The following is a 20,503-nucleotide window of genomic DNA, read 5'->3' on the forward strand; positions in this document are numbered from 1 at the left end:
GGCCGGGGTGGCCCGTCAGTTCCCCAGGATCAGGTCCAGCGGCAGGGCATAGTTCAGGGTCAGCGTCTCGATGCCCGGGTTGCGGTCCCCCAGGCCGGCGTTGGAGATGTGGTGATAGGCCACACCCAGGCGGCCGCCATGATCGAACTGGTAGGCCGCCTCCAGCCCGGTGCGGAACTCCAGGGGGTAGCCGAGGTCGCGGCCGTCCCCGGCGCTGTAGTACCCCAGGGCGGCGCTGGGACTGATCAGGAACCGGTCGCCGAAAAACACGTCCAGCATGACGCCGCCGTAGCCATACACCGCGCCCCGGTCGGTGATCTCCACGCCGGTGATGGGCGTCAGGCGCCAGAGCTTGGTGGGCAGGCGGGCTTCCAGGCGCACCATGGAGACGGTGTCGTTGCCGTGATCGTTCTCGTTGTCCAGGCGCACGTTATGGGCGCCCGCGCCGACGGTCAGGCGGAACGGTTCCTCCGGCCCCTCCGCCCACACGTCGTTGCCGCGCAAGTGATCGCCGATCAGGCCCGCGCCGATGACCGCGACCGAGGCGGCGGCGATCAGGTTGAAGTCCTGATCTGCCCGGGCCGGCGCCGGCATCGCCGAGGTCAGGGCCGCCACCGTCACCGCCGCGACCGCCGTCGTGCCCATGCCGGCGCGTCGCCCCCGCCGTCCCCGTGCCTCGATCCGCATCGGCGCGTCTCCCCCCTTTGATAAAAGGCCGCCCACCTTACCGCCTCTCCGGACGCGAGGGAACCGGGGCCACGGCGTCCCGAGTCTAACGCAGCGACCGGCGCAGCCGGGCCACCGCCTGCATGGCGGCCCACATCATGCGCGGGCTGCGCACCACGCAATACCGCCCGCGCGCCTGGCGCTGCCGGCAGATGGAGCGCGCCTGTCCGGACCCCAGCGCGGCCACATAGGCGCGGTGGCGCACCATGCCGCCCATGCCGGCCGGGGAGGTCAACGGCTTGCCCCCATACACCCGCGCCACCTGGGTGGCCACCGACCGGGCGCGGCCCCGGCTGCGGAAGGTGCCCATCTCGATGGCCCACCCGCCGGCATAAAGGCCGCCGCAGCCCTCCACATCGGGGGCCGGCTGGACGCGCACGGCGCGCGGCGTGACGAGGGTCGCCAGACTCGGGGCGGCCGGGGTCAGCACCGGCGCGTCCGCCGCCTCGGTCCCGGCCGTGGGTCCGGTCTCGTCCTCGGTGCTCACGTCCCCCTTCCCCTCGGCCTTGACGTCGGCGTCGGCTTCGGCCGACAGGCGATCGAAACCGGCCTCCATGAGCCGGGTGATGGTGGCCAGGCGATCGGCGCTGGACGCGCCGCCCATGACCACGGCGATCACCCGCCGTCCGTCGCGCTCGGCCGAGCCGGCCAGGTTGTAGCCGGCGGCGCAGGTGAAGCCGGTCTTCAGGCCGTCGGCGCCGGGCAGGCTGGACAGCAACGGGTTGTAAGTGCCCAGGGCCTGGCCCCGGAACCGGAACACCCGGGTCTCGAACGCCGCCATGCGGTCGGCATGATCCCGCCACAGGGCCAGGGCGAGGCGGGCCATGTCGCGCGGCGTGCTCTGGTGGTCGTCGTCGGGCAGGCCGGAGGCATTGCGGAAGGTGGTGCGGGTCATGCCCAGCTCCTCGCGGGCGACCCGGGTCATGGCGCGGCCGAAGGCGGCCTCGTCGCCGGCCAGCAACTCGGCCACCGCGACCGCCACGTCGTTCGCCGAGCGGGCGACCAGCGCCGGGATGGCCTCGGCCACGGGCATCGAATCGCCCGGCGGCAGGCCCAGCTTCACCGGGTTGGCCGCCGCCGCCCCTCGGGAGATGGGAATCAATGTCTCCGGGGTCAGGGTGCCGGCGTCCAGGGCCCGGAACAGCATCAACACCGTCATCATCTTGGTCAGCGACGCCGGATAGCGCAGGTGGTTGGGCTTGCGGGCATCCAGCACCCGGCCGCTGGCGGCATCCAGCACCACATAGGCCTGGCGATCCTCGAAGGCCCATGCCGGCGTCGCCAGCAGCACCCCCAGGCTCGCCAGCATCAGCAGCCACCGGATGCGGCCGCTCATGCCGGCGGCTCCCGGGGCTCGCCGTCGGCCGGGTCCCGCCCCGCGAGGGGATGATGGTCGCGCACCAGGGCACGCAGGCGGGCGTCGAGCACATGCGTATAGATCTGCGTGGTGGAGATGTCGGCATGACCCAACATGGCCTGCACGCCCCGCAGGTCGGCGCCGTGGGCCAGCAGGTGGGTGGCGAAGGCATGGCGCAGCACGTGCGGCGACACCCGCCCCGGGGGCAGGCCGGCGCGCGCCGCCAGCTCGGCCAGCATCTTGGTGACGCCGTCGCGGGTCAGGTGGCCGGCCGCCGCCCGCGAGGGAAACAGCCACCGCTGACCGGCGCGGCGGGCCGATCCGGCGCGGGCCAGGAAGGTCTCGCGCGCCGGCAGGTAGGCGCGCACCGCCATCCGCGCGGCCTCGCCGATCGGCACCACGCGCTCCTTGTCGCCCTTGCCGCGCACCAGCAGCACCTCGGGGTCTCGGGCCACGGCGGCCAGCGGCAGCGCCACCAGTTCTGAAACCCGCAGACCGGCGGCATAGGCCAGTTCCAGGAGGGCGCTGGCACGCAGGCCGTGCGGCCCCTCCCAGGCCCGGGCGGCCTCCAGCAGGCGCTCGACCTCCGATTCCTCCAGCGTTTTCGGCAACGGCCGGCCCAGGCGTGGCGGGTCGAGCCCATCGGCGGGATTGTCCGCGCGGCGCCCGTCGGCGGCCAGGAAGGCGTAGAACTGGCGCAGGGCCGAGCGCCGCCGCGCCGCCGTGCGCGGCGCCATGCCCTGGTCCGTCTGGTGAGTCAGGAACGCCCGCAGATCCTCGGACCCGGCGGTGTCCAGGGACGCCGCCGCCGGCGCGCGGCCCAGGAACACGGCCAGGGCGTCCAGGTCGCGGCGGTAGGCGTCCAGGGTGTGCGCCGAGGCGCCCCGGTCCACCGCCATCATTTCCAGGAAGGACTCGACGTGTCGTGACATGGGCGCGGGCGGTCCCGATGGGCCGGTCGAAGGCATGCGCGACTGTAGCAGACCGGGCCGGCGCCGTCGCCGCGTCCGATCGCCCCGGGTTCGGGGCAGGGTTCGGGGCAGGGTTCGGGGCAGGGTTCGGGGCAGGGTTCGGGGCTCAGGGTTCGGGTGGGCGGCCGGCCGGCTCCCCGGGCGCCGACGCCTCTCCCGTGTCCTCGCCGGTGGCGTCCAGCAGGCGCTGGGCCTGGGCTTCCACCTCGTCCAGTTCCTTGAGGGTCAAGCGCAGGTCGGCCAGGCGGTCCTGAAGGACGGACCGGCGCTGGCGAATGGTCTCGATCAACCGCTGAAGCTGCGCGCCCTCGGTCGGCTCCGCGCCGTACATGTCGATGATGTCCTGACATTCCCGCAGCGAGAACCCCAATCGCTTGCCGCGCACGATCAGCAGCAGGCGCACGCGCTCGCGTTCCGAGTAGACTCGGCGCAAACCCTCGCGTCGCGGCTCCAGGAGGCCCTTGTCCTCATAGAACCGGATGGCCCGGGGGGTGATCTCGAACTCCCGGGCGAGGTCGGCGATGCTGTAGGTGATGTCGGTCCCGTCGGCATCCCTGGACAGGGATGCACCGGGGCCAGGACGGGGGGGAACGTGTGGTTCGGTCATGGCCGCAGTTTACGTAAACGTCAAGTGAGTGTCGAGTCGGAACGCGCCGGCGGTGTCGCCGGGTCCCGGCGCGGGGTGGTGTTGCACGACCGGCGCGCCACCACTCCTTTTCACCAAACCCGGTCGGAACCGAATCGCCCTGGGGGAACCGACCGGCGGGGGTGACCGGGTGGGGGCACCGACGATACAGTGTCGGCCCGGTCGTGGCGCGAGCCGCCCCGGCGCCCCCGGCCCCCTCGCCGCCCCGTCCTTCCCCAGGAGCCTCCGCCGCCATGACCTTCGACGTGACCGCGCCCATGGTGAACGATCTGGATGCCTATTGGATGCCGTTCACCGCCAACCGACAGTTCAAGGGCGCGCCGCGCCTGCTGGTCTCCGCCCGGGGGATGCACTACACCAGCCGCGACGGACGGCGCATCCTGGACGGCACCGCCGGGCTGTGGTGCGTCAACGCCGGCCACGGCCGCCCCGAGATCACCGAGGCCATCCGTGCCATGGCCGGTCACCTGGACTACGCGCCGCCCTTCCAGATGGGCCACCCGCTGGCCTTCGACCTGGCGGCGCGGCTGGTTTCCATCATGCCCGACGGCCTTGATCACGTGTTCTTCTCCAACTCGGGGTCGGAGGCGGTGGAGACCGCCCTGAAGATCGCCCTGGCCTACCACGCGGTCCGGGGCGAGGCCGGCCGCACCCGCCTGATCGGCCGCGAGCGCGCCTACCACGGCGTCAATTTCGGGGGTCTGTCGGTCGGCGGCATGGTCAACAACCGTCGCCTCTTCGGGACCCTGCTCGGCGGTGTCGACCACCTGCCTCACACCCACCTGCCGGCCGAGAACGCCTTCACGCGCGGCCAGCCCGCGCATGGCGCGCACCTGGCCGACGACCTGGAGCGCCTGGTGGCCCTGCATGGCGCCGAGACCATCGCCGCCGTGATCGTCGAGCCGATGGCGGGGTCCGCCGGGGTGCTGCCGCCGCCCAGGGGCTATCTGGAGCGGCTGCGCGAGATCACCACCCGGCACGGCATCCTGTTGATCTTCGACGAGGTCATCACCGCCTTCGGCCGCCTGGGCCACGCCAGCGCCGCCGAGCGCTTCGGCGTCACCCCCGATATCATGACCACCGCCAAGGCCCTCACCAACGCCGCCGTGCCCATGGGCGCGACCCTGGTATCCGGGGCCATCCACGACGCCTTCATGCGCGGCCCGGAGCATGTGGTCGAGCTGTTCCACGGGTACACCTATTCGGCGCATCCGCTGGCCTGCGCGGCGGCGGTGGCCACCCAGGAGGTCTACAAGGCCGACGGCCTGTTCACCCGCGCCCGGACGCTGGAGGACCCCTGGGCCGACGCCATCCACGGGCTGCGAGACCTGCCCCATGTCATCGACCTGCGCACCCTGGGCCTGGTCGCCGCCGTCGAACTGGCGCCGCGCCCCGAGGCCCCGGGCGAGCGCGGGTTCGAGGTGTTCCGGGCCTGCTACGACCGGGGGGTCCTGACCCGGGTGACCGGGGACACCATCGCCCTGTCGCCGCCCCTGATCATCGGGGACGGGCACATCGACCAGCTGGTCTCGACGCTGGCGGATGTGCTGCGCGCCATCCCGTGACGGCGCCGGACGGACCGGAGGAACCGCCCGAGTCCCCACTTCCAAAGAGGTCTTGCGCCGCATCGGACGCTGGCTGATAGTGACGCGCGGGACACAGGCGACGGGTCGACGCGGGGGATCCGCCCGGCATGGAGGGCGCCCACGGCGTCGGTCGTTGTCCTGATGTCCGTCAAGGAGACCATGACCGCCCGGGTCAGGGCGGCGCCGGAGTGTCTTGGGTGACAGTGTCGTCGGTGACAGTGTCTTGGGCGGCGGCCCTGGAGGGAGACGCGCGGGAGCACGGGACCGCGCCCGGGGCGCGTCGCGGAGGGGACGAAGGGAATACAAGGGAGTCGCGCCGTCGCGTTCAATCCATTCACCATGGAGGGATCGTGACATGGAAAGCGATATCGAAACCGTGACCACGAACGCCGCGCCGGAGTCTGGGACCGACCCTGGGACCGATCCTGGGGCGGACAGCAGGTCGGATCCGGGGGCGACGACGCCCGAGGATTCGCCCGGCCGGGCCGACGCCCTGGCGCGGGACCTGCGGGAGGAGCGGGCCTTTCGCCAGGACGAGCGATTCCTGTTCGTGTTCGCCATCATCGTGCTGCTGGACGTCATCGTGTTCGACGCGGTGGGCGGCTGGGTCGTGCCGGTGGTCCTGCTGATCCTGGAGCTGGCGTTCCTGGTGGTGCTGGCTCGCCTCATGGGGATCGAGGCGGTGGGGGATCTGGCCCGGCGTCTGGGCCACTGGTCCAAGCACCTGTTTGATCAGGCGGCGCGGGCCGTCCAGGGCCTGAGCAAGCCGAAGATCAAAGCCGGATAGGACGTGGCCGCCGCGTGGCCGCGCGATCCGCGACGGGTCGAGGCCGTCCGTTTTTCGACCCCGATTTCCGGATTGCCGGCCGCGCGCGCGGTGGCGGGCGCCGGCTCTCGACCCGAGGGCCGGCGGTCGCGTCCCGCGCCTTCGGGCCGCCGAGGTCGAGGCCCGGCGCGCGGCGCGGACCCGGGTTGCCCGGGTCGGCGGGGCATGGGAGAGTGCGCCTCCCCGCCGCGCCCATCGCCCCGGGGTCCGGCCGGCAGCCGGGGTCGGGGGCGGAGCGGCCGGCTTGCGCGAGTCCTCGACCAGGCATCCCGCTCATGATCCGTTCCGTGGCGTCCGCCCCCTGCTCCGACGGCGCCGACGCGGCCCATCCCGCGACGGTGCCCGTGGTGTGGGCGCTGGTGGACCGGCTGGTGGGGTCGGCCAACCAGGCGCGCGGCGTGGCGACCGCGCTGGGCCTGCCGACGGCGGAGCAGCCCCTGGAGTACGCCCGGGAATGGCCGTGGGACCGGCTGGCGCGGCACGTGGTGCTGGCGCCGGAGACGCGGGCGCGGGTGCTGGCGTCGGCGTCCGCGCCCCATGGGCCACCCCGTCTGGTGATCAGTTGCGGGCGCCGGGCCGGGGCGGCGGCGCGCTGGATCCGGGGTGCCCTGGCGGCCGGGGGCGGGCGGCCGCCCCGCCTGCTGCACATGCAGGACCCGCGGGTCGGCCATGGGGACTTCGACCTGATCGCCGTGCCCAGCCACGACCGCGCGGTGGCGCGCCTGCGCCGGCGCTCCAATGTGCTGGTCGTGCTGGGGGCGCCGCACGCGCTGACGCCGGCGCGGCTGACGGCCGAGGCGGCGCGCTGGCGGGAGGCCGTGGCCGCCCTGCCCCGCCCCTGGATCACGGTTCTGGTGGGCGGCGATTCCGGGCGGCGGCGCCTGGATGCCGGGGTGGCGGTGACGCTGGCGGGGCAGGCCCGCGCGCTCGCGGCACGCGCCGGCGGGAGCCTCCTGGTCACCACCAGCCGGCGAACGCGGCCGGACGCGGTGGCGGCGATCCGGGCCGGCCTGGCCGGCGTGCCCCACGTCCTGCACCCCTGGACGCCGGACCGGGCGGCCAATCCCTATCTCGGGTTCCTGGGACTGGCGGACGCCGTGGTGGTGACGGGCGATTCCATCTCCATGCTGACCGAGGCGACGACCACCGGCCGGCCGCTCTATGTGGCCTCGCCGCCGGGGTGGGCGCGGGGGCCGCACGCGCGGTATCACGCGGCCCTGATCCAGGCCGGGGCGGCGCGGCCCTTGAGGGATGGGACGCCCTGGAGCCCCTGGTCGGCGACGGCCGTCAATCCGGCCGGCCAGATCGCGGCGGCGGCCCGCGCGCTGCTGGCGGCGGATGGCCTGGAGGGCGACGGGGAGGGTGACGGGGAGGGCGGCGGGGCGTGATGCGTCAGGCCGGCGGCAGGGGACGGCGGCCCAGCAGCGGCGCCGGGATGAACCCGGGAATGCGGCGGCGATAGTCGGCGTAGGCGCCGCCGTAGAGGGCCAGCAGGCGCCGTTCCTCGACGCGGGATCCGATCAGGAAGTACAGCGAGCCCCACAGCGCCGTGGCCAGCCCGAGGGGGCTCTGGGCCAGGCCCCAGAACAGCATGAGGCCGGCGGCGTAGAACGGATGGCGCAGGAAGCGGTGCGGCCCGTCCAGGCGCAGGGGCTCGCTCTCGGGCGCGTCGGGGTCGCGGATCTGCCGCAGGCCGGCCAGGCGGCCCATGTCATAGAAGCGCGACGCCCAGGCCAGCAGCAGCAGCCCGGCGAGGGCCAGGACACCTTGGGCCGCCGTCAACGGCCAGGGCGGGGCGAACGGTGGCCGATCCCCCAGCAGCCAGACCCCCCCGGCGACCACGACGGCGAGATGGACGGCGGCCATGGCGTTGTAGGTCAGGCGATACCACCGTCCCAGCGCCGCCATCCGGGCCTTCATGGCACGGCCGGCGAACAGCGAGTGCCCGAGGCCGAAACTGGCCCAGAGGGCGGCATAGGCAAGGTGGGGTACCCAGTCCATCAGACGGTCTCACGATGTTGGCATAATACTGCCGTGGGTGGCGGGGTGGGTCACGCCGATGGCGTGGAGGGCGAGTCTCCGGCGCCCTCGACCAGCCGGTCCAGCACCAGTCCGTGGAAGACCGGTGGCCGCGCCGGCGCGCCGGGCGCGCTCGGCTCGGCCAGGAACAGCCAGCCCAGGTGGCAGCCGCAGCCCGCGCAGGCGCTCACCATCCAGGCGTGGCCGGGGAACCAGCTGAACGCCGTGCTGCGCGGGCCGAAGGGACGCACACCCGGCGCCTCGACGAAGCAGCCGATCCGGAACACCAGGCCGGCCGGATTGAAGACGGTGTGCTCGTGGGCGTCGCGCACGCGGATGGCCCAGGCCCGGCGGGTGATCGGTGCGCCGCAGGCTCGGCAGCGGATCATCGCCCCGGGACGCGGCGCCTCGGCGGGGAGTCGTCGCGGCTGCGGCCCCGGCCGCCCCGCCGGCCCGCCGGGCTCGCGTGGGCGCGGGCGGGCGGAAGCCCCGGGGCCTGGCGACGCGAGCCCCGCCATGGGGTCAGTCCTTGGGGACCATGCGGCCCAGGGGCCGGCCGCCGAAGACATGGATGTGCAGGTGCTCGACCTCCTGGTTGCCGTGGGGACCGATGTTGGACAGCACGCGATAGCCGTCCTCGGCCACTCCCTGCTCCCGGGCCACCACGCCCACCGCCCGCACCAGGGCGGCGATCTCGGCGTCGCTGGCGGTCTCGGCGAAGTCGGACCAGCTCACGTAGGCGCCCTTCGGGATCACCAGCACGTGGGTCGGGGTCTGCGGGTTGATGTCGTGGAAGGCAAGCGTGTGCTCGTCCTCGCGCACCTTGGAGCAGGGAATCTCGCCGCGCAGGATACGGGCGAAGACGTTGTTGGGATCGTAGGCCATGGCGGAGTCTCCCGTGGGGGTGGTCGTGATCGCCTGTCGTTAAACCCCAAGGGCGGGATCAGGGCAACCGTGGCGGCCCGTTGATGCCCTCGGGTCCCACCGACAGACGGAACCGCACCTCCTTGTCGGCCCGCGCCCGGTCGTACATCACCGGGTTGCCGCCATGGGGCTCGTCGGCCGGGGTCCGGATCGGAATCCCGGTGCCGTCCAGGGCCCGCAGCCGCGCCGGAGCGGTCAGCGCCGCGTAGCCGGGATCCGGGTCGGCCCACGCCTGGATGCGCATCCGCCCGTCCAGACACCCCACGGCCAGCCACCAGAACTCGTGGGAGTCGAGTCGCCGAACGGTCGGCGGCCCGCCGTCCAGGCCGTCGGCCTCCAGGGCGGCGCGCAGCCGCGCGGCGTCACCCGGCCCGATCACCCGGCGCGCCACCCGCCCGCCCAGGGGCGCCAGCGCCAGGCCCGGCGCCGCCGGATCGACGGTCAGGCTGGCCGGCGTCGGCCCCAGCACGCGGGTCATCAGGACCAGGCTGCCGGGCGGCGGTCCCTGGGGGGCGGGGGGCGGTTCGACCAGGTCGTACACGCGCACGCGGACCATGTAGTCGGCGTTGTGCACGAGTCTTACGCGCAGGGGCGCCCCCGGGGCGCAGGTGGCGCGGATGTCGTCCCCGTTCAGAAACGAGAACCAGGTCAGCTTCCGTGTCACCGGATCGGCGATGTCGCCGCTGCTCGCGCAGCCGGCGAGCACGCCAAGAGCCACCACGGCCATCCCAAGTCTTGGGGTCACCCAGCGGGTAACCCGGCACGTCTTGTGTAAGCCCAAACGTCGCATGCCGTTCCCATCTCTTTCGGGGGAGTCCGGCGACCGGCGCCGGGACCTCTGGATCTCAAGGGACTCGAACTCTTCTATGGACAGGACCTCAGGTATTTTCTATGCTGATCCCAATTAGGCATTGAATCCGCACCAAATTCCCAGACCGCCGGTGCTCCGTGGGAGCCTCGGAGGAGGCCGGCGCGACAACCCCTCGATCGTGGCCGGCGCGTGACGCGAACCGGGCCGATACCCGGCACCGGGCCGCGTGCGCCATGTGTTTGGACGCCGCCGGGGTGTGTTCGGGCGTCGTCGCCGTTCCGGGCCGCGCGGCCCGCCATCGGACCGCAGGAGTCGCACCGTGTTGCCGCACCCGCCTGATGCCCCTGGCCTCCCTTCCATGCTCGCCGACGGGTCCGCTCCCGCCGCGTCGCCCCGTCCTGTCGGCACGCGGGTCTGCCAACGAACGCCCGCGCGATCGCCCGGCCCGGCCCTGATCACGGCCCGCCGCCTCATGGCGGCGCTGGGCGTCGTGCTGCTGCTGGGCCTGGTCCTGCCGGCCGCCGCCGAGGCCCGGGGCTATGCCTCGATCGTGGTGGACGCCGCCTCGGGCCGCATCGTCTCCGGGCGCCACATCGACACCCGGCTCTACCCGGCCTCGATGACCAAGATGATGACGCTCTACATGCTGTTCGAGGCCCTCGACCAGGGCAAGCTTACCATGAACTCGCGGCTGCGGGTGTCGACCCGCGCGGCCGGGCAGCCGGCCTCCAAGCTGGGGCTCCGGGCGGGCTCCACCATCCGCGTGCGCGACGCCATCCTGGCGCTGGTCACCAAGTCGGCCAACGATGTGGCCACCGTGGTGGCCGAGGCCCTGGGCGGCACCGAAAGCCGCTTCGCCCGGATGATGACGGAGCAGGCGCACCGCCTGGGCATGAGCCGGACCACCTTCCGCAACGCCTCCGGGCTGCCCAACAGCGCGCAGAAAAGCACCGCCCGCGACATGGCGATCCTGGCGCTGTCGCTGCAAACGCACTTCCCGCGCCAGTACCGCCTGTTCTCCACCACCAGCTTCCGCCTTGGCGGCCGTACCATCGGCACCCACAATCACCTGCTGAAGCGCTATCCCGGCGCGGATGGCCTGAAGACCGGCTACATCCGCGCCTCGGGCTTCAACATCGCCTTCTCCGCGCGCCGCAACGGGCGCCGGCTGGTCGGCGTGGTGTTCGGCGGCCGCAGCGCCCGCAGCCGCGACGACCACATGGCCAAGCTGATGGACGCCGGCTTCGCCACGGTCGCGCACCCCACCTATGTCAGCTTCGGCGCCGACGGCCGTCACCTGCGCGTGGTGGCGCGCTCGGACCTGTCCTCGGGCGTCGCGCCGCGGCCGCCGATCCTGCCACCCGGCAAGACGGTCGGTCCGCAGGTGGCCTCCCCGCAGGGGGCGTCCCCCCAGGTGGTATCCCTGAGCGCGACCGTCCCCCCGGTCCCGACGCTGTCCGCGCCGCTGACGCCGGCGCGGGCCGGCGCCATGGTGCCGCTGCCCGCCGCCCGGCCGATCCTCGGCGCCGCCGGTCCCGCCGCCGGTCCCGTCGTCGTCTCCCTGCCCCGCCCCGCCGCCGCGGCGGCGCCGGCCCCGTCCGCCGCCACGGAGGCCAATCCGGGCGGGCGCTGGGGGATCCAGGTGGGCGCCTTCGGAAGCCAGGGCGCGGCCGAGCGCGTGGCGCACGAGGCCGCGCGCCTGCTGGCCGGGCGCATGAACGACGTGCGCGTGCGCGTCATCCCGCACACGGTGGACGATGGCCGCCTGTACCGGGCGCGGCTGGTGGGCATGGTCTCGGAAGGTCAGGCACGCGGCGCCTGCGACACCCTGAAGGCTCGTGGCGGCTCCTGTCTGGTGGTGGTGCCGACGGGTTGGACCGTGGCCGCGCGCTGACGGGCGCGGCCGCGCCGGCCGGCCACGGACTGCAACGGTCATTCTCAATGACCGTTGATATTACACGTCCAGTTCCTCCACGAACTTCGCGTTCTCCTGAATGAAGGCGAAGCGCGTCTCCGCCTTGCGGCCCATCAGGCGTTCGACGAGGCCGGCGGTGTCGCGGGCCTCCTCGCGGTCTTCCTCGGTGCCCTGGCCGGGCACGACCACGCGCAGCAGGACCCGCCGCTTGGGGTCCATGGTGGTGTCCTTCAACTGAGCCGGCGGCATCTCGCCCAGGCCCTTGAAGCGGCTGACGTCCACCTTGCCGCGTCCGGTCAGCACGGTGGCCATGACCTCGTCCTTGTGGGCCTCGTCGCGGGCGTAGACCACGGTCCCCCCCTGGCTGAGCCGGTAGAGCGGCGGTTGCGCCAGATAGAGGTGGCCGTTCTCGATCAGCCTGGGCATTTCCCGGTAGAAGAACGTCATCAGCAGCGCCGCGATGTGGGCGCCGTCCACGTCGGCGTCGGTCATGATGATGATCTTGTCGTAGCGGAGCGCGTCGTCGTCATAGCGGTCCCGGATGCCGCAGCCGAGCGCCTCCACCAGGTCGGACAGCTCCTGGTTGGCGCGCAGCTTGTCGGCGGAGGCGGCGGCCACGTTGAGGATCTTGCCGCGCAGGGGCAGCACCGCCTGGGTGTCGCGCGCCCGCGCCTGCTTGGCGGACCCGCCGGCCGAATCGCCCTCGACGATGAACAGCTCGGTCCCCTGGGCCACCGAGCGGGTGCAGTCGGTCAGCTTGCCCGGCAGGCGCAGCCTCTTGGTGGCCGACTTGCGCGACAGGTCCTTGGCCTGCTTGCGACGCTGGCGCTCTTCGGCGCGCTCCAGGGCGGCGGTCAGCAGGCGGCCCGCGCCCTCCGGATCGGCCGACAGCCAGTGATCCAGGTGGTCGCGCATGGCCTGCTCGACCAGCCGCGTGGCCTCGGCGCTGGACAGCTTCTCCTTGGTCTGGCCCTGGAACTGGGGCTCGCGCAGGAACAGCGACAGCATGCCGCGCGCGCCACCCATGACGTCCTCGGCGGTCAACTGGCCACCCTTGCGGTGGCCCGCCATCTCGGCATAGCCCCGAAGGCCGCGCAGCAGGGCGTTGCGCAGTCCGGTTTCATGGGTGCCGCCCTCGGGCGTGGGCACGGTGTTGCAGTAGGAGCGGAGGAACGCCTCGCCGGCCTCGGGCCAGCACAGCGCCCACTCCACCCGGCCCCGGTCGTCGGCCAGGTCGGCCGCGCCCGCGAAGATCCCCGCGCCCAGCAGCGGCGTCCCGTTCAGGGTGGCCTCCAGGTAGTCGCGCAGGCCGTTGGGGAAATGCAGCTCGGCCCTGGCGGGCGTCGTGTCGCCGTCCTCCAGGAGCGCCGGGTCGCACTGCCAGCGGATGCGCACGCCCCGGAACAAGTACGCCTTGGAGCGCGCCATGCGGAACAGGGTGGCCGGACGGAAGCGGGCGCGCGGGCCGAAAATCTCCGTGTCCGGGCGGAAGGCAATGGTCGTGCCCCGCCGGCTGGCCGGGGCGTCGGCGCGCTCCAACGCGGTCAGCGGCCGGCCGCGACCGTAGCGCTGGGTCCACTGGACGCGGTCGCGGGTGACGGTGACCGTCAGGTCCTCGGCCAGCGCGTTGACCACCGACAGACCGACGCCGTGCAGGCCGCCCGAGACCTTGTAGGCGCCGCCGCCGAACTTGCCGCCCGAGTGCAGCACGGTGAGAATCACCTCCAGCGCCGACGTGTCGGGATAGCGCGGGTGCGGGTCCACCGGGATGCCGCGCCCGTTGTCGGTGATCACCACCCGATTGTCGGCGTCCAGGCGCACGTCGATGGTCGTGGCATGGCCGGCGACGGCCTCGTCCATGCTGTTGTCCAGCACCTCGGCCACCAGATGGTGCAGGGCGCGTTCATCGGTGCCGCCGATGTACATGCCGGGACGCCGGCGCACCGGCTCAAGGCCCTCCAGGACCTCGATATCCTGGGCGGTGTACGGGGTCGCGCCGGTGGAGGCCGGCCGGCGGGCGGCGGCGGGACCGCCAGGGCGGGCCGCGTCGGGATGTCGGAAAAGGTCGTCCATGGCCGGGAGTATAGGCACGCCCGCGGGTGCGAACAAGACGATGGGCAAGGCGATCTGGTATAGACCCCGGACGTCATATACTTCATATCGTGTGGCCTTCCGGCCCTCCACCAAGGAGTTCTTTCCGTGACCCAGACCGACCCCTCCCGGTCGGCGCCGCAGCGTGGCGTCGTCTCCATCCGCACCATCGCCATGCCGGCGGACACCAACCCCTCCGGCGACATCTTCGGCGGCTGGCTGATGAGCCAGATGGACATGGCCGGTGGCACCCACGCCCGCCACCTGGCCGAGGGACGCGTGGTGACGGTCGCCGTGGACGGGTTCCTGTTCCACCGCCCGGTGTTCGTGGGCGACTGGTTGACCTGCTACAGCCACCATGTGAAAACGGGCCGCACATCCCTGACCATCCAGGTCGAGGCCTGGGCGCAGCGGGCCGCCGGCGGCGCCAACGAAAAGGTGACCGAGGGCACCTTCGTGTTCGTGGCCATCGATACCGAGGGCCGGGCCCGCTCGGTGCCGGCGGGTGTCGAGGACCGCGAGGCCGCGCTGGTCGGCACCCCCTGAGCGGCGCCGGCCTTCCTCCAGACCGAGCCCGCCGCATGCCCCCGGTCCCGCCCGTGCCTTCCTCCGCGTCTCCGCCGCGCGACCCGCGCGCGCCGATCCTGGTGATCGTCCATCAGGCGCATTCGACCTGCGGGCGCGTGGGGGCGGTGCTGCGCGCCCGGGGGCACATCCTGGACCGGCGGGTGCCGCTGCTGGGCGATCCCTTGCCCGCGGACCTGTCCGGCCATGCCGGGGTGGTGGTCTTCGGCGGTCCCATGAGCGCCAACGACGATCATCGCGACGGGATCCGCGCCGAACTGGCGGTCCTGGAGCGCGCCATGGGGGCCGGGTTGCCGGTGCTGGGCATCTGTTTGGGGGCGCAGATGATGGCCCGGGTGGCCGGCGCGCGCGTCAGCCGCCACCCGGCGGAGCGCGTGCAGATCGGCTACTACCCGCTTTGGCCCACGGCGGCCGGCCGCCGCCGTGGCCTGTTCGACGGGGAGACGCCCGCCGAGGTCTACCACTGGCACACCGAGGGCTTCGACCTGCCGCCCGGGGCCACGCTTTTAGCGCGCGGGCCGGACTTCCCCAACCAGGCGTTCGCCCTGGGGGAGCGCGCGCTGGGCATCCAGTTCCACCCCGAGGTCACCCACGAGATGATGGAGCGCTGGATCCACAAGGCCGCGCCCATGCTGATGCTGCCCGGGGCGCGACCGGCCGAGGACCACCGCGCCGGCCGCCGCCGCTTCGATGCCGCCGTGGCCCGGTGGGTGGAGCGGTTCCTCGATCGCTGGCTGGGGTAGACGACGCGCCGTTTTGACGTCAGGATCGGCCGGACTTCACCGAGACCGCGCTGGGGCAAGGCACCGGCACGAGAACGCCGCGACCGCTGTGGGGCGGCGCGCGGGGGAAACGGCCCGCCAACGAGAGACCCCATGACGACGGGCCTGTCCGGCATTCCAGAGACATTGTTGATCCCCCTCTGGGCGCGCGCGGCCGAGACCCGCGCGGCCGCCCCCATCGTGCGCGACACGCGCGCGGCCGACATCATGGCGCGCATCGACTACGACTTCGCCAGGTTCGACCGGGCCTGGCTGACCCAGGTCGGCGTGGCCGTGCGGACCAAGATCCTGGACCGGGCGACCCGCGCCTACCTGGACCGCGTGCCCGGGGCCACGGTGGTCTCGCTCGGGGCCGGGCTGGACACCCGCCATGCGCGGCTCGCGCCCCGGGTGACGCGCTGGTACGACCTGGACCTGCCGGAGGTCATCGCGCTGCGGCGCCGCTTCTTCTCGGACACGGACCGCTATCGGATGATCCCGGCGTCCATGTTCGCGACCACGTGGATGGACCGCGTGGCCGCCGAGGGCACGCCGGTCCTGCTGATCGCCGAGGGGGTGTTGCCGTACTTCGCCGAGACCGACCTCAAGCCCCTGCTGGCGACCCTGGCGGAGCGCTTTCGCGGCGGGGAAATGCTGCTCCAGACGCTGCCGCCGGCGCTGGTCGGGCGCGGCCGGTACCATGACAGCGTGCGCAGACTCGACGGCCGGCCCGACTTCAAGTGGGGCGTGACAGACGTCCAGACGCTGGCCGGCTGGCACTCCGGCCTCTCGGTCGCCGAGCACTGGAACTACTTCGACTATCACAAGGACCGATGGCGATGGTACGGACGACTCATGACCGTGCCGGCGCTGCGGCGCCGGATGTCCCGCCGCATCGTCCGCCTGCGCTTCGGCGAGGCGTGATCCCGGCCGTCAACCCGTCACCCCGGACGGCTCCGGCAACACCATCCAGTCCGGCACCCGGGGTGTCAGGCGCGCCGCGCCGGCCTCCAGCGGCCGTCCGTCGGCCAGCGCCTCCAGCCGCACGATGGCCAGCCCCAGGCCGGAGGCCGCGTCCAGCGCCACGCCCGAGCGCATCTCGCCGGCATCCTTGCCGGCGGCGGTGGTCAGCGGCGCGCCCGGCGCCGGCAGCGGTCCGCTCACCTCCACCGGCATCAGCCGGCGCTTGAGCAAGCCCCGGTACTTGGTGCGCGCCGTCAGTTCCTGGCCCATGTAGCAGCCCTTGCGGAAGTCCACGCCGGCCAGCTCCTCCAGGCCGCATTCCAGGGGCAGGCTTTTTTCCACGCCGATGTCCGGCGCCCCCTCGGGCAGGCCCAGGGCCAGCCGGTGGCGCTCCCAGACGGCGGACTCGGCCGGCCGCGCGCCCAGGTCCTCCAGGACGCGCCGGGCCCGGTCCCCGGGCAGGATCAGGCGCGCCCCGGCCGCCGTCAGGCGCGGGTCCACGAAGGCCACGCCGCCCCCGGGCAGCGCCCGCGCCGCGCCCGCCTCGGCCGGCAGATCCAGCGCCGCCAGGGCACCCTCGCCGAACACCACGGCCACCACCCAGCCCACGGCCCCAACCCCAACCCCGGTGAGGGTTACCTTGCTGCGCAGCCTGTACTTGGACAGGCGCGCGCGCAGTTCGTCCAGGCGGGCGGCCTCGGCCTCGACCAGCAGGAGGCCGTCCCCGTCGCCCGCCCCGGACACGCCGACCAGCATCAGGTCGAACAGCATCTTTCCCTGGGGGGTCAACAGGGCGGCGAACAGCGCCCGGTCGGGACCGGCGCGGGTGACATCGTTGCTCACCAGGCCCTGGAGGAACGGGACCCGGTCCGGCCCGGCCAGGGTCAGCACGCCCCGCGTGTCCAGGACGCGGCCCCACGGCGGGGCGGGCACGGCGGCGGTCTCGGTCGGGGCGGACATGGCGCGGATCTCCGGGGCAGGGGGGACGGACCCTGGAGACATGGGCCGCGCGGCCCCCCGGGCAAGGGGTCCGGGTCCGGTCGTCCTCAGGGCTCCGGGGAAAGGCGCGCGTCCAGCGCGGCCAGGGTGGCGTCACGGGCCGCCCGCAAGGCGGCGCGCGCGGCCGGGGGAGCCGGGGACGTCTCCACGTCCGGCCCGGCGAGGGTCCGCGACACCGCCCGCTCCAGCGTCCAGGCCGCCGCCGCCAGCCGGCGCGCCCCCAGGGTCGCCGCCGCCCCGGCCAGGCGGTGGGCGTGGGTGGCCTCGCTATCGCCGGCCCGCACCGCGGCGCTCAGGTCGCGCAGGTCCCGCACCCGGTCGGTCAGCCGCGCCCGCCCCAGCAAGGCCAGCCGGCGCGCCCACACGCTCTCGTCCAGCAGCGGCGGCACGGCCTCCGGGGCGGCATCCGGGGCGGCATTCGGCGTGTCGGGGGCGCCGGCCCCCGGCGCGGCCATCCCCGGCACCCAGGCCGTCAGGACCCGCGCCAGGGTCGCCGCCTCCACCGGCTTGAACAGGCAGTCGGCCATGCCGGCGCGCGTACACGCCTCGGGCGGGTGGCGTCCGGCGGCGGCGGTGACGGCCAGCACCGGCACCCGCGCCCAGGCCCCCCCCAGGTCGCGCAGGCGCCGGGTGGTGCGCACGCCATCCGGATCGGGCATGTTCAGATCCATGAGGATCAGGTCCGGCGCCGCCGCCGTGGGCGGCCAGGCGCGCGCGGCCGCCAGCAGGTCCACGCCCCCGGTGAACCCCCGGGGCACGCAGTCCAGCGCCGCCAGGGTGGCCTCCAGGACCTCGCGGTTGATGTCGTCGTCGTCGACCACGAGGACGATGGGGCACCGGGCCGGCCGCCCCTGCCCGCCGGCCGTCTCCCCGGCTTCGTCCCGATCGTCCTCCCCGTCGTCGTCCCCGTCGTCGTCCTGGGCTCCGGTCTCGTCCGCGTCGTCGGCCCGGATCCCGCGCCGGACCGCCGGCACCGTCGTGTCGACCGGTAGGGTGACCCGGAACAGCGCCCCGCCGCCGACGGCGTCCTCGACGGCGATCCGCCCGCCCACGCCCTCCACCAGGCGCCGGCAGATGGCCAGCCCCAGGCCCACGCCGCCGGGCCGGCGGCCCCGGACCCCGACCACCTCGCCGACGGCGCCCGGGCCGCCCTGGCTGAAGGGGTCGAAGATGCGCGCCCGGTCCTCGGCCCGCACGCCGGGGCCGGTGTCGGTGACCGTCAGGTCCAGCACCGTGGCGCCGTGCGGCGTCGTCTCCAGCCGGGCGCCCACGGTGACCGCGCCCGCCGGCGTGAACTTGACCGCGTTGCCGACCAGGTTGAACAGCACCTGGCGCATGACCAGCCTCGGCCCGGTCAGCCGCGCCGGCAGCGCCGGATCCACGTCCATGGTCAGGGTGAGGCCCTTGCCGGCGGCGTTGGCCATCAGCAGCCCCAGAACCTCGGAGATCACGGCGGCCGGCGAGACCGGCGCCAGCTCGGCCGCGCCCTGGCCGGCCTCCGCCTTGGACAGCGCCAGCACGTCGTCGAGCAGCGTCAGCAGCAGCCGCGCCGAGGTCTCGATGCGGCCCACGTTGCGGGCCTGATCGGCGCTCAGCGAGCCGTCCTGCAACAGGCGGGCAAGGCCGATCATCCCCGACAGGGGGGTGCGGATCTCGTGGCTCATCATGGCCACGAAGTCACTCTTGGCGCGGGCCGTGGCCTCCGCCTGGTCGCGCGCGCGCACCAGCAGGGCCTCGGTCGCGCGCCGCGCCGAGACATCCTGCACATGGGCCACCCAGTGGCGCAGGGCGCCGTTCTCGTCGCGCACCGGCGCCGCCTTGGTGCGGATCCAGACGTGGGATTCCGGGGCCGTGTCGTCGTCGGCCGGGTCGCCCTCCCCGGGGTCGTCGACCGCGTCGATCGGGTCGGTGCTGGCCGAATCGTAGCGCGCCCACGGGCCGGAGCCGGCCGGACGCACCCGCACCTCGCCGTCCAGCACGGCACCGCCATCCTCGGTGGCCCGCCGCAGGAGGTCCTGGAACACCGGCCGGTCGCGCGGCGCCAGCCAGAGCACCACCGAGGTCCCGGCGATGTGCTCCGGCGGCGCGCCCAGCAGCGTCGCCAGCGATCGGTTGACGCGCAGCCAGCGGCCCTCGGGCGAGATCAGGCCCATGCCCTCGGCGGCCTGATTGAAGGCGCTGCGAAAGCGCGCCTCGCTCTCGCGCAGGGCCTGTTCCGATCGCTTGCGGTCGGTGACGTCCAGCGTGATCCCGTCCCAGGCCACGGTGCCGTCCTCCAGGCCCTGGACCTTGCCCGAGGCATGGACCCACCGCACGCTTCCGGACTTGGAGACAATGCGGAACTCGCGCGCCCAGTCGGTCAGGTCCCGCGCCGAGCGATGGATGCTGTCCAGCACGCCATCGCGATCATCCGGGTGAAGCACCCCCTGCAACAGCCCGGAATCGATGACCGCCTGGGTGGGATCGACCTCGGTCAGGCGTTTCACGCCACTGCTGAGGTAGGTGTAGAGCAGCCGCCCGTCCGGGGTCAGCAGGCGCCGCCACACCGCGCCCGGCAGGTTGCGGGTGTAGGATTCCAGCCGGTGTTCGGTGTCGGCCCGGGCGCTGCGGTCGCGGGAGCGCGCCATCGCGATGGCGTACATCTCGGCCAGGAAGGCGAGCAGGCGGTGGTCCTCCTCACGCCAGGCCCGGAGCGGGCTGGTGGCGCCGGTGGCCTCCGCCCGGCCGGGGTCCCCCAGGGCCAGGGCCACCTGGGCCGCCGGCTCCCCGTCCACCAGCACCGGGCGGGCCATGACACGCATCGCCAGCACCGGGACACCGCGCGCGGGCCGGCCATCCGGGTCGGCCGGGTCGAGGGGGCCGGTGACCGGCTGGCCGCGGGCGTCGGACAGGCCCCGCCACCGCCATGGCCGCCCGACCGCCCGGTCCCGCCGGCCCCGGGTCAGGTTGATCAGCAGGGGCTCCAGCGGTGGCCGGGGATCGGCCTCCGCATGCCAGGCGCAGCACATCGCCGGGTCGTCGGCCGGGGCGTCTTTGCTGACCGCCAGGCCATGGGCGCCCAGGAACCGCCCCACCTCGGCCAGCGCGCGCGGCGTCGCCACGCCGAGCGGATCACGCACGAAGTGCTTGGCCACGGCCAGCATGAGTTCATCACCGGCGGAGCGCCGGCGGCGCACGGCCTCGATATCCTGAGGGGGTGTTGGGGCCGGGGTGGGGGCCGGGGTCGCAGGGGGAGGGGCGGCCAGGACGTCGCGGACCCCGCCGCCGCCCCGGGACGGGGTTTCCCGCTTCGGCCCGTGGGAGGTCGGGGCGCGGTCCATGGG

The 20,503-nt window shown here is 73.9% G+C and carries 18 protein-coding genes; 7 read left to right on the forward strand and 11 right to left on the reverse strand.

The annotated features are described in order from the left end of the window. Positions 1 to 15: 15 nt before the first annotated feature. From GGD89_RS00720 to GGD89_RS00735, 4 genes are all read right to left on the reverse strand, one after another. Positions 16 to 687: an acyloxyacyl hydrolase gene (locus tag GGD89_RS00720; protein WP_184042171.1), complete on the reverse strand. Its 672-nt coding sequence runs from the start codon at positions 685 to 687 to the stop codon at positions 16 to 18. Positions 688 to 772: 85 nt separating this feature from the next. Continuing rightward, on the reverse strand, positions 773 to 2,062 hold the full coding sequence (locus GGD89_RS00725) for a D-alanyl-D-alanine carboxypeptidase family protein (RefSeq protein WP_184042172.1): 1,290 nt from the start codon (positions 2,060 to 2,062) through the stop codon (positions 773 to 775). Continuing rightward, entirely contained in the window at positions 2,059 to 3,015 is a 957-nt protein-coding gene (locus tag GGD89_RS00730; protein WP_246422155.1) for a site-specific tyrosine recombinase XerD, read from the reverse strand. The genes GGD89_RS00725 and GGD89_RS00730 overlap by 4 nt, the downstream gene beginning before the upstream one ends. A gap of 145 nt (positions 3,016 to 3,160) precedes the next feature. Beyond that, complete coding sequence (locus GGD89_RS00735) at positions 3,161 to 3,661, reverse strand: MerR family transcriptional regulator (RefSeq protein WP_184042174.1); 501 nt, start codon at positions 3,659 to 3,661, stop codon at positions 3,161 to 3,163. 272 nt (positions 3,662 to 3,933) lie between these two features. Between GGD89_RS00735 and aptA the strand changes: the two genes are divergently transcribed. From aptA to GGD89_RS00750, 3 genes are all read left to right on the forward strand, one after another. Next, positions 3,934 to 5,265 (forward strand): omega-aminotransferase AptA, encoded by a 1,332-nt coding sequence (aptA, locus tag GGD89_RS00740; protein WP_221238257.1) that lies wholly within the window; start codon positions 3,934 to 3,936, stop codon positions 5,263 to 5,265. A 376-nt stretch (positions 5,266 to 5,641) separates the two neighbouring features. Continuing rightward, entirely contained in the window at positions 5,642 to 6,073 is a 432-nt protein-coding gene (locus GGD89_RS20315) for a hypothetical protein (RefSeq protein ID WP_184042175.1), read from the forward strand. Positions 6,074 to 6,387: 314 nt separating this feature from the next. Next, positions 6,388 to 7,500: a mitochondrial fission ELM1 family protein gene (locus tag GGD89_RS00750; protein ID WP_184042176.1), complete on the forward strand. Its 1,113-nt coding sequence runs from the start codon at positions 6,388 to 6,390 to the stop codon at positions 7,498 to 7,500. A 4-nt stretch (positions 7,501 to 7,504) separates the two neighbouring features. Here GGD89_RS00750 and GGD89_RS00755 read toward each other — a convergent pair whose 3' ends face one another. The 4 genes from GGD89_RS00755 to GGD89_RS00770 form a co-directional block, all read right to left on the reverse strand. Further along, the gene (locus GGD89_RS00755; protein WP_184042177.1) at positions 7,505 to 8,113 is read right to left on the reverse strand and encodes a methyltransferase family protein; all 609 of its coding nucleotides are present in this window, start codon (positions 8,111 to 8,113) and stop codon (positions 7,505 to 7,507) included. A gap of 50 nt (positions 8,114 to 8,163) precedes the next feature. Next, positions 8,164 to 8,520, reverse strand: coding sequence for a cereblon family protein (locus tag GGD89_RS00760; RefSeq protein ID WP_184042178.1), 357 nt, complete (start codon positions 8,518 to 8,520; stop codon positions 8,164 to 8,166). A 133-nt stretch (positions 8,521 to 8,653) separates the two neighbouring features. Beyond that, positions 8,654 to 9,016: a histidine triad nucleotide-binding protein gene (locus tag GGD89_RS00765; protein WP_184042179.1), complete on the reverse strand. Its 363-nt coding sequence runs from the start codon at positions 9,014 to 9,016 to the stop codon at positions 8,654 to 8,656. Between the two features lie 58 nt (positions 9,017 to 9,074). Next, the gene (locus GGD89_RS00770; protein ID WP_184042180.1) at positions 9,075 to 9,800 is read right to left on the reverse strand and encodes a hypothetical protein; all 726 of its coding nucleotides are present in this window, start codon (positions 9,798 to 9,800) and stop codon (positions 9,075 to 9,077) included. A 538-nt stretch (positions 9,801 to 10,338) separates the two neighbouring features. Here GGD89_RS00770 and GGD89_RS00775 point away from each other — a divergent pair. Beyond that, positions 10,339 to 11,760, forward strand: a complete 1,422-nt coding sequence (locus GGD89_RS00775; protein ID WP_184042181.1) for a D-alanyl-D-alanine carboxypeptidase — start codon at positions 10,339 to 10,341, stop codon at positions 11,758 to 11,760. 60 nt (positions 11,761 to 11,820) lie between these two features. Here the strand turns inward: GGD89_RS00775 and parE are convergent, their stop codons facing one another. After that, positions 11,821 to 13,854, reverse strand: coding sequence for a DNA topoisomerase IV subunit B (gene parE, locus GGD89_RS00780; protein WP_184042182.1), 2,034 nt, complete (start codon positions 13,852 to 13,854; stop codon positions 11,821 to 11,823). 192 nt (positions 13,855 to 14,046) lie between these two features. On the opposite strand from parE, the gene GGD89_RS00785 reads away from it, so the two are divergent. The 3 genes from GGD89_RS00785 to GGD89_RS00795 all read left to right on the forward strand — a co-directional run bounded on the left by GGD89_RS00785 (position 14,047) and on the right by GGD89_RS00795 (position 16,142). Next, a complete protein-coding gene (locus tag GGD89_RS00785) occupies positions 14,047 to 14,418 on the forward strand; it encodes an acyl-CoA thioesterase (protein ID WP_184042329.1) in 372 nt (123 codons plus the stop codon). Positions 14,419 to 14,453: 35 nt separating this feature from the next. After that, on the forward strand, positions 14,454 to 15,200 hold the full coding sequence (locus GGD89_RS00790; protein ID WP_184042183.1) for a glutamine amidotransferase-related protein: 747 nt from the start codon (positions 14,454 to 14,456) through the stop codon (positions 15,198 to 15,200). A 132-nt stretch (positions 15,201 to 15,332) separates the two neighbouring features. After that, positions 15,333 to 16,142, forward strand: coding sequence for a class I SAM-dependent methyltransferase (locus GGD89_RS00795; protein WP_184042184.1), 810 nt, complete (start codon positions 15,333 to 15,335; stop codon positions 16,140 to 16,142). 9 nt (positions 16,143 to 16,151) lie between these two features. Here the strand turns inward: GGD89_RS00795 and ygfZ are convergent, their stop codons facing one another. Together ygfZ and GGD89_RS00805 are read right to left on the reverse strand one after the other, a co-directional pair. Then, positions 16,152 to 17,141 (reverse strand): CAF17-like 4Fe-4S cluster assembly/insertion protein YgfZ, encoded by a 990-nt coding sequence (gene ygfZ / locus GGD89_RS00800; protein ID WP_184042185.1) that lies wholly within the window; start codon positions 17,139 to 17,141, stop codon positions 16,152 to 16,154. An 86-nt stretch (positions 17,142 to 17,227) separates the two neighbouring features. Then, positions 17,228 to 20,356 (reverse strand): ATP-binding protein, encoded by a 3,129-nt coding sequence (locus tag GGD89_RS00805; protein ID WP_184042186.1) that lies wholly within the window; start codon positions 20,354 to 20,356, stop codon positions 17,228 to 17,230. Positions 20,357 to 20,503 lie beyond the last annotated feature (147 nt).

The organism is Roseospira visakhapatnamensis (assembly GCF_014197915.1).
GTDB classification, from domain to species: domain Bacteria; phylum Pseudomonadota; class Alphaproteobacteria; order Rhodospirillales; family Rhodospirillaceae; genus Rhodospira; species Rhodospira visakhapatnamensis.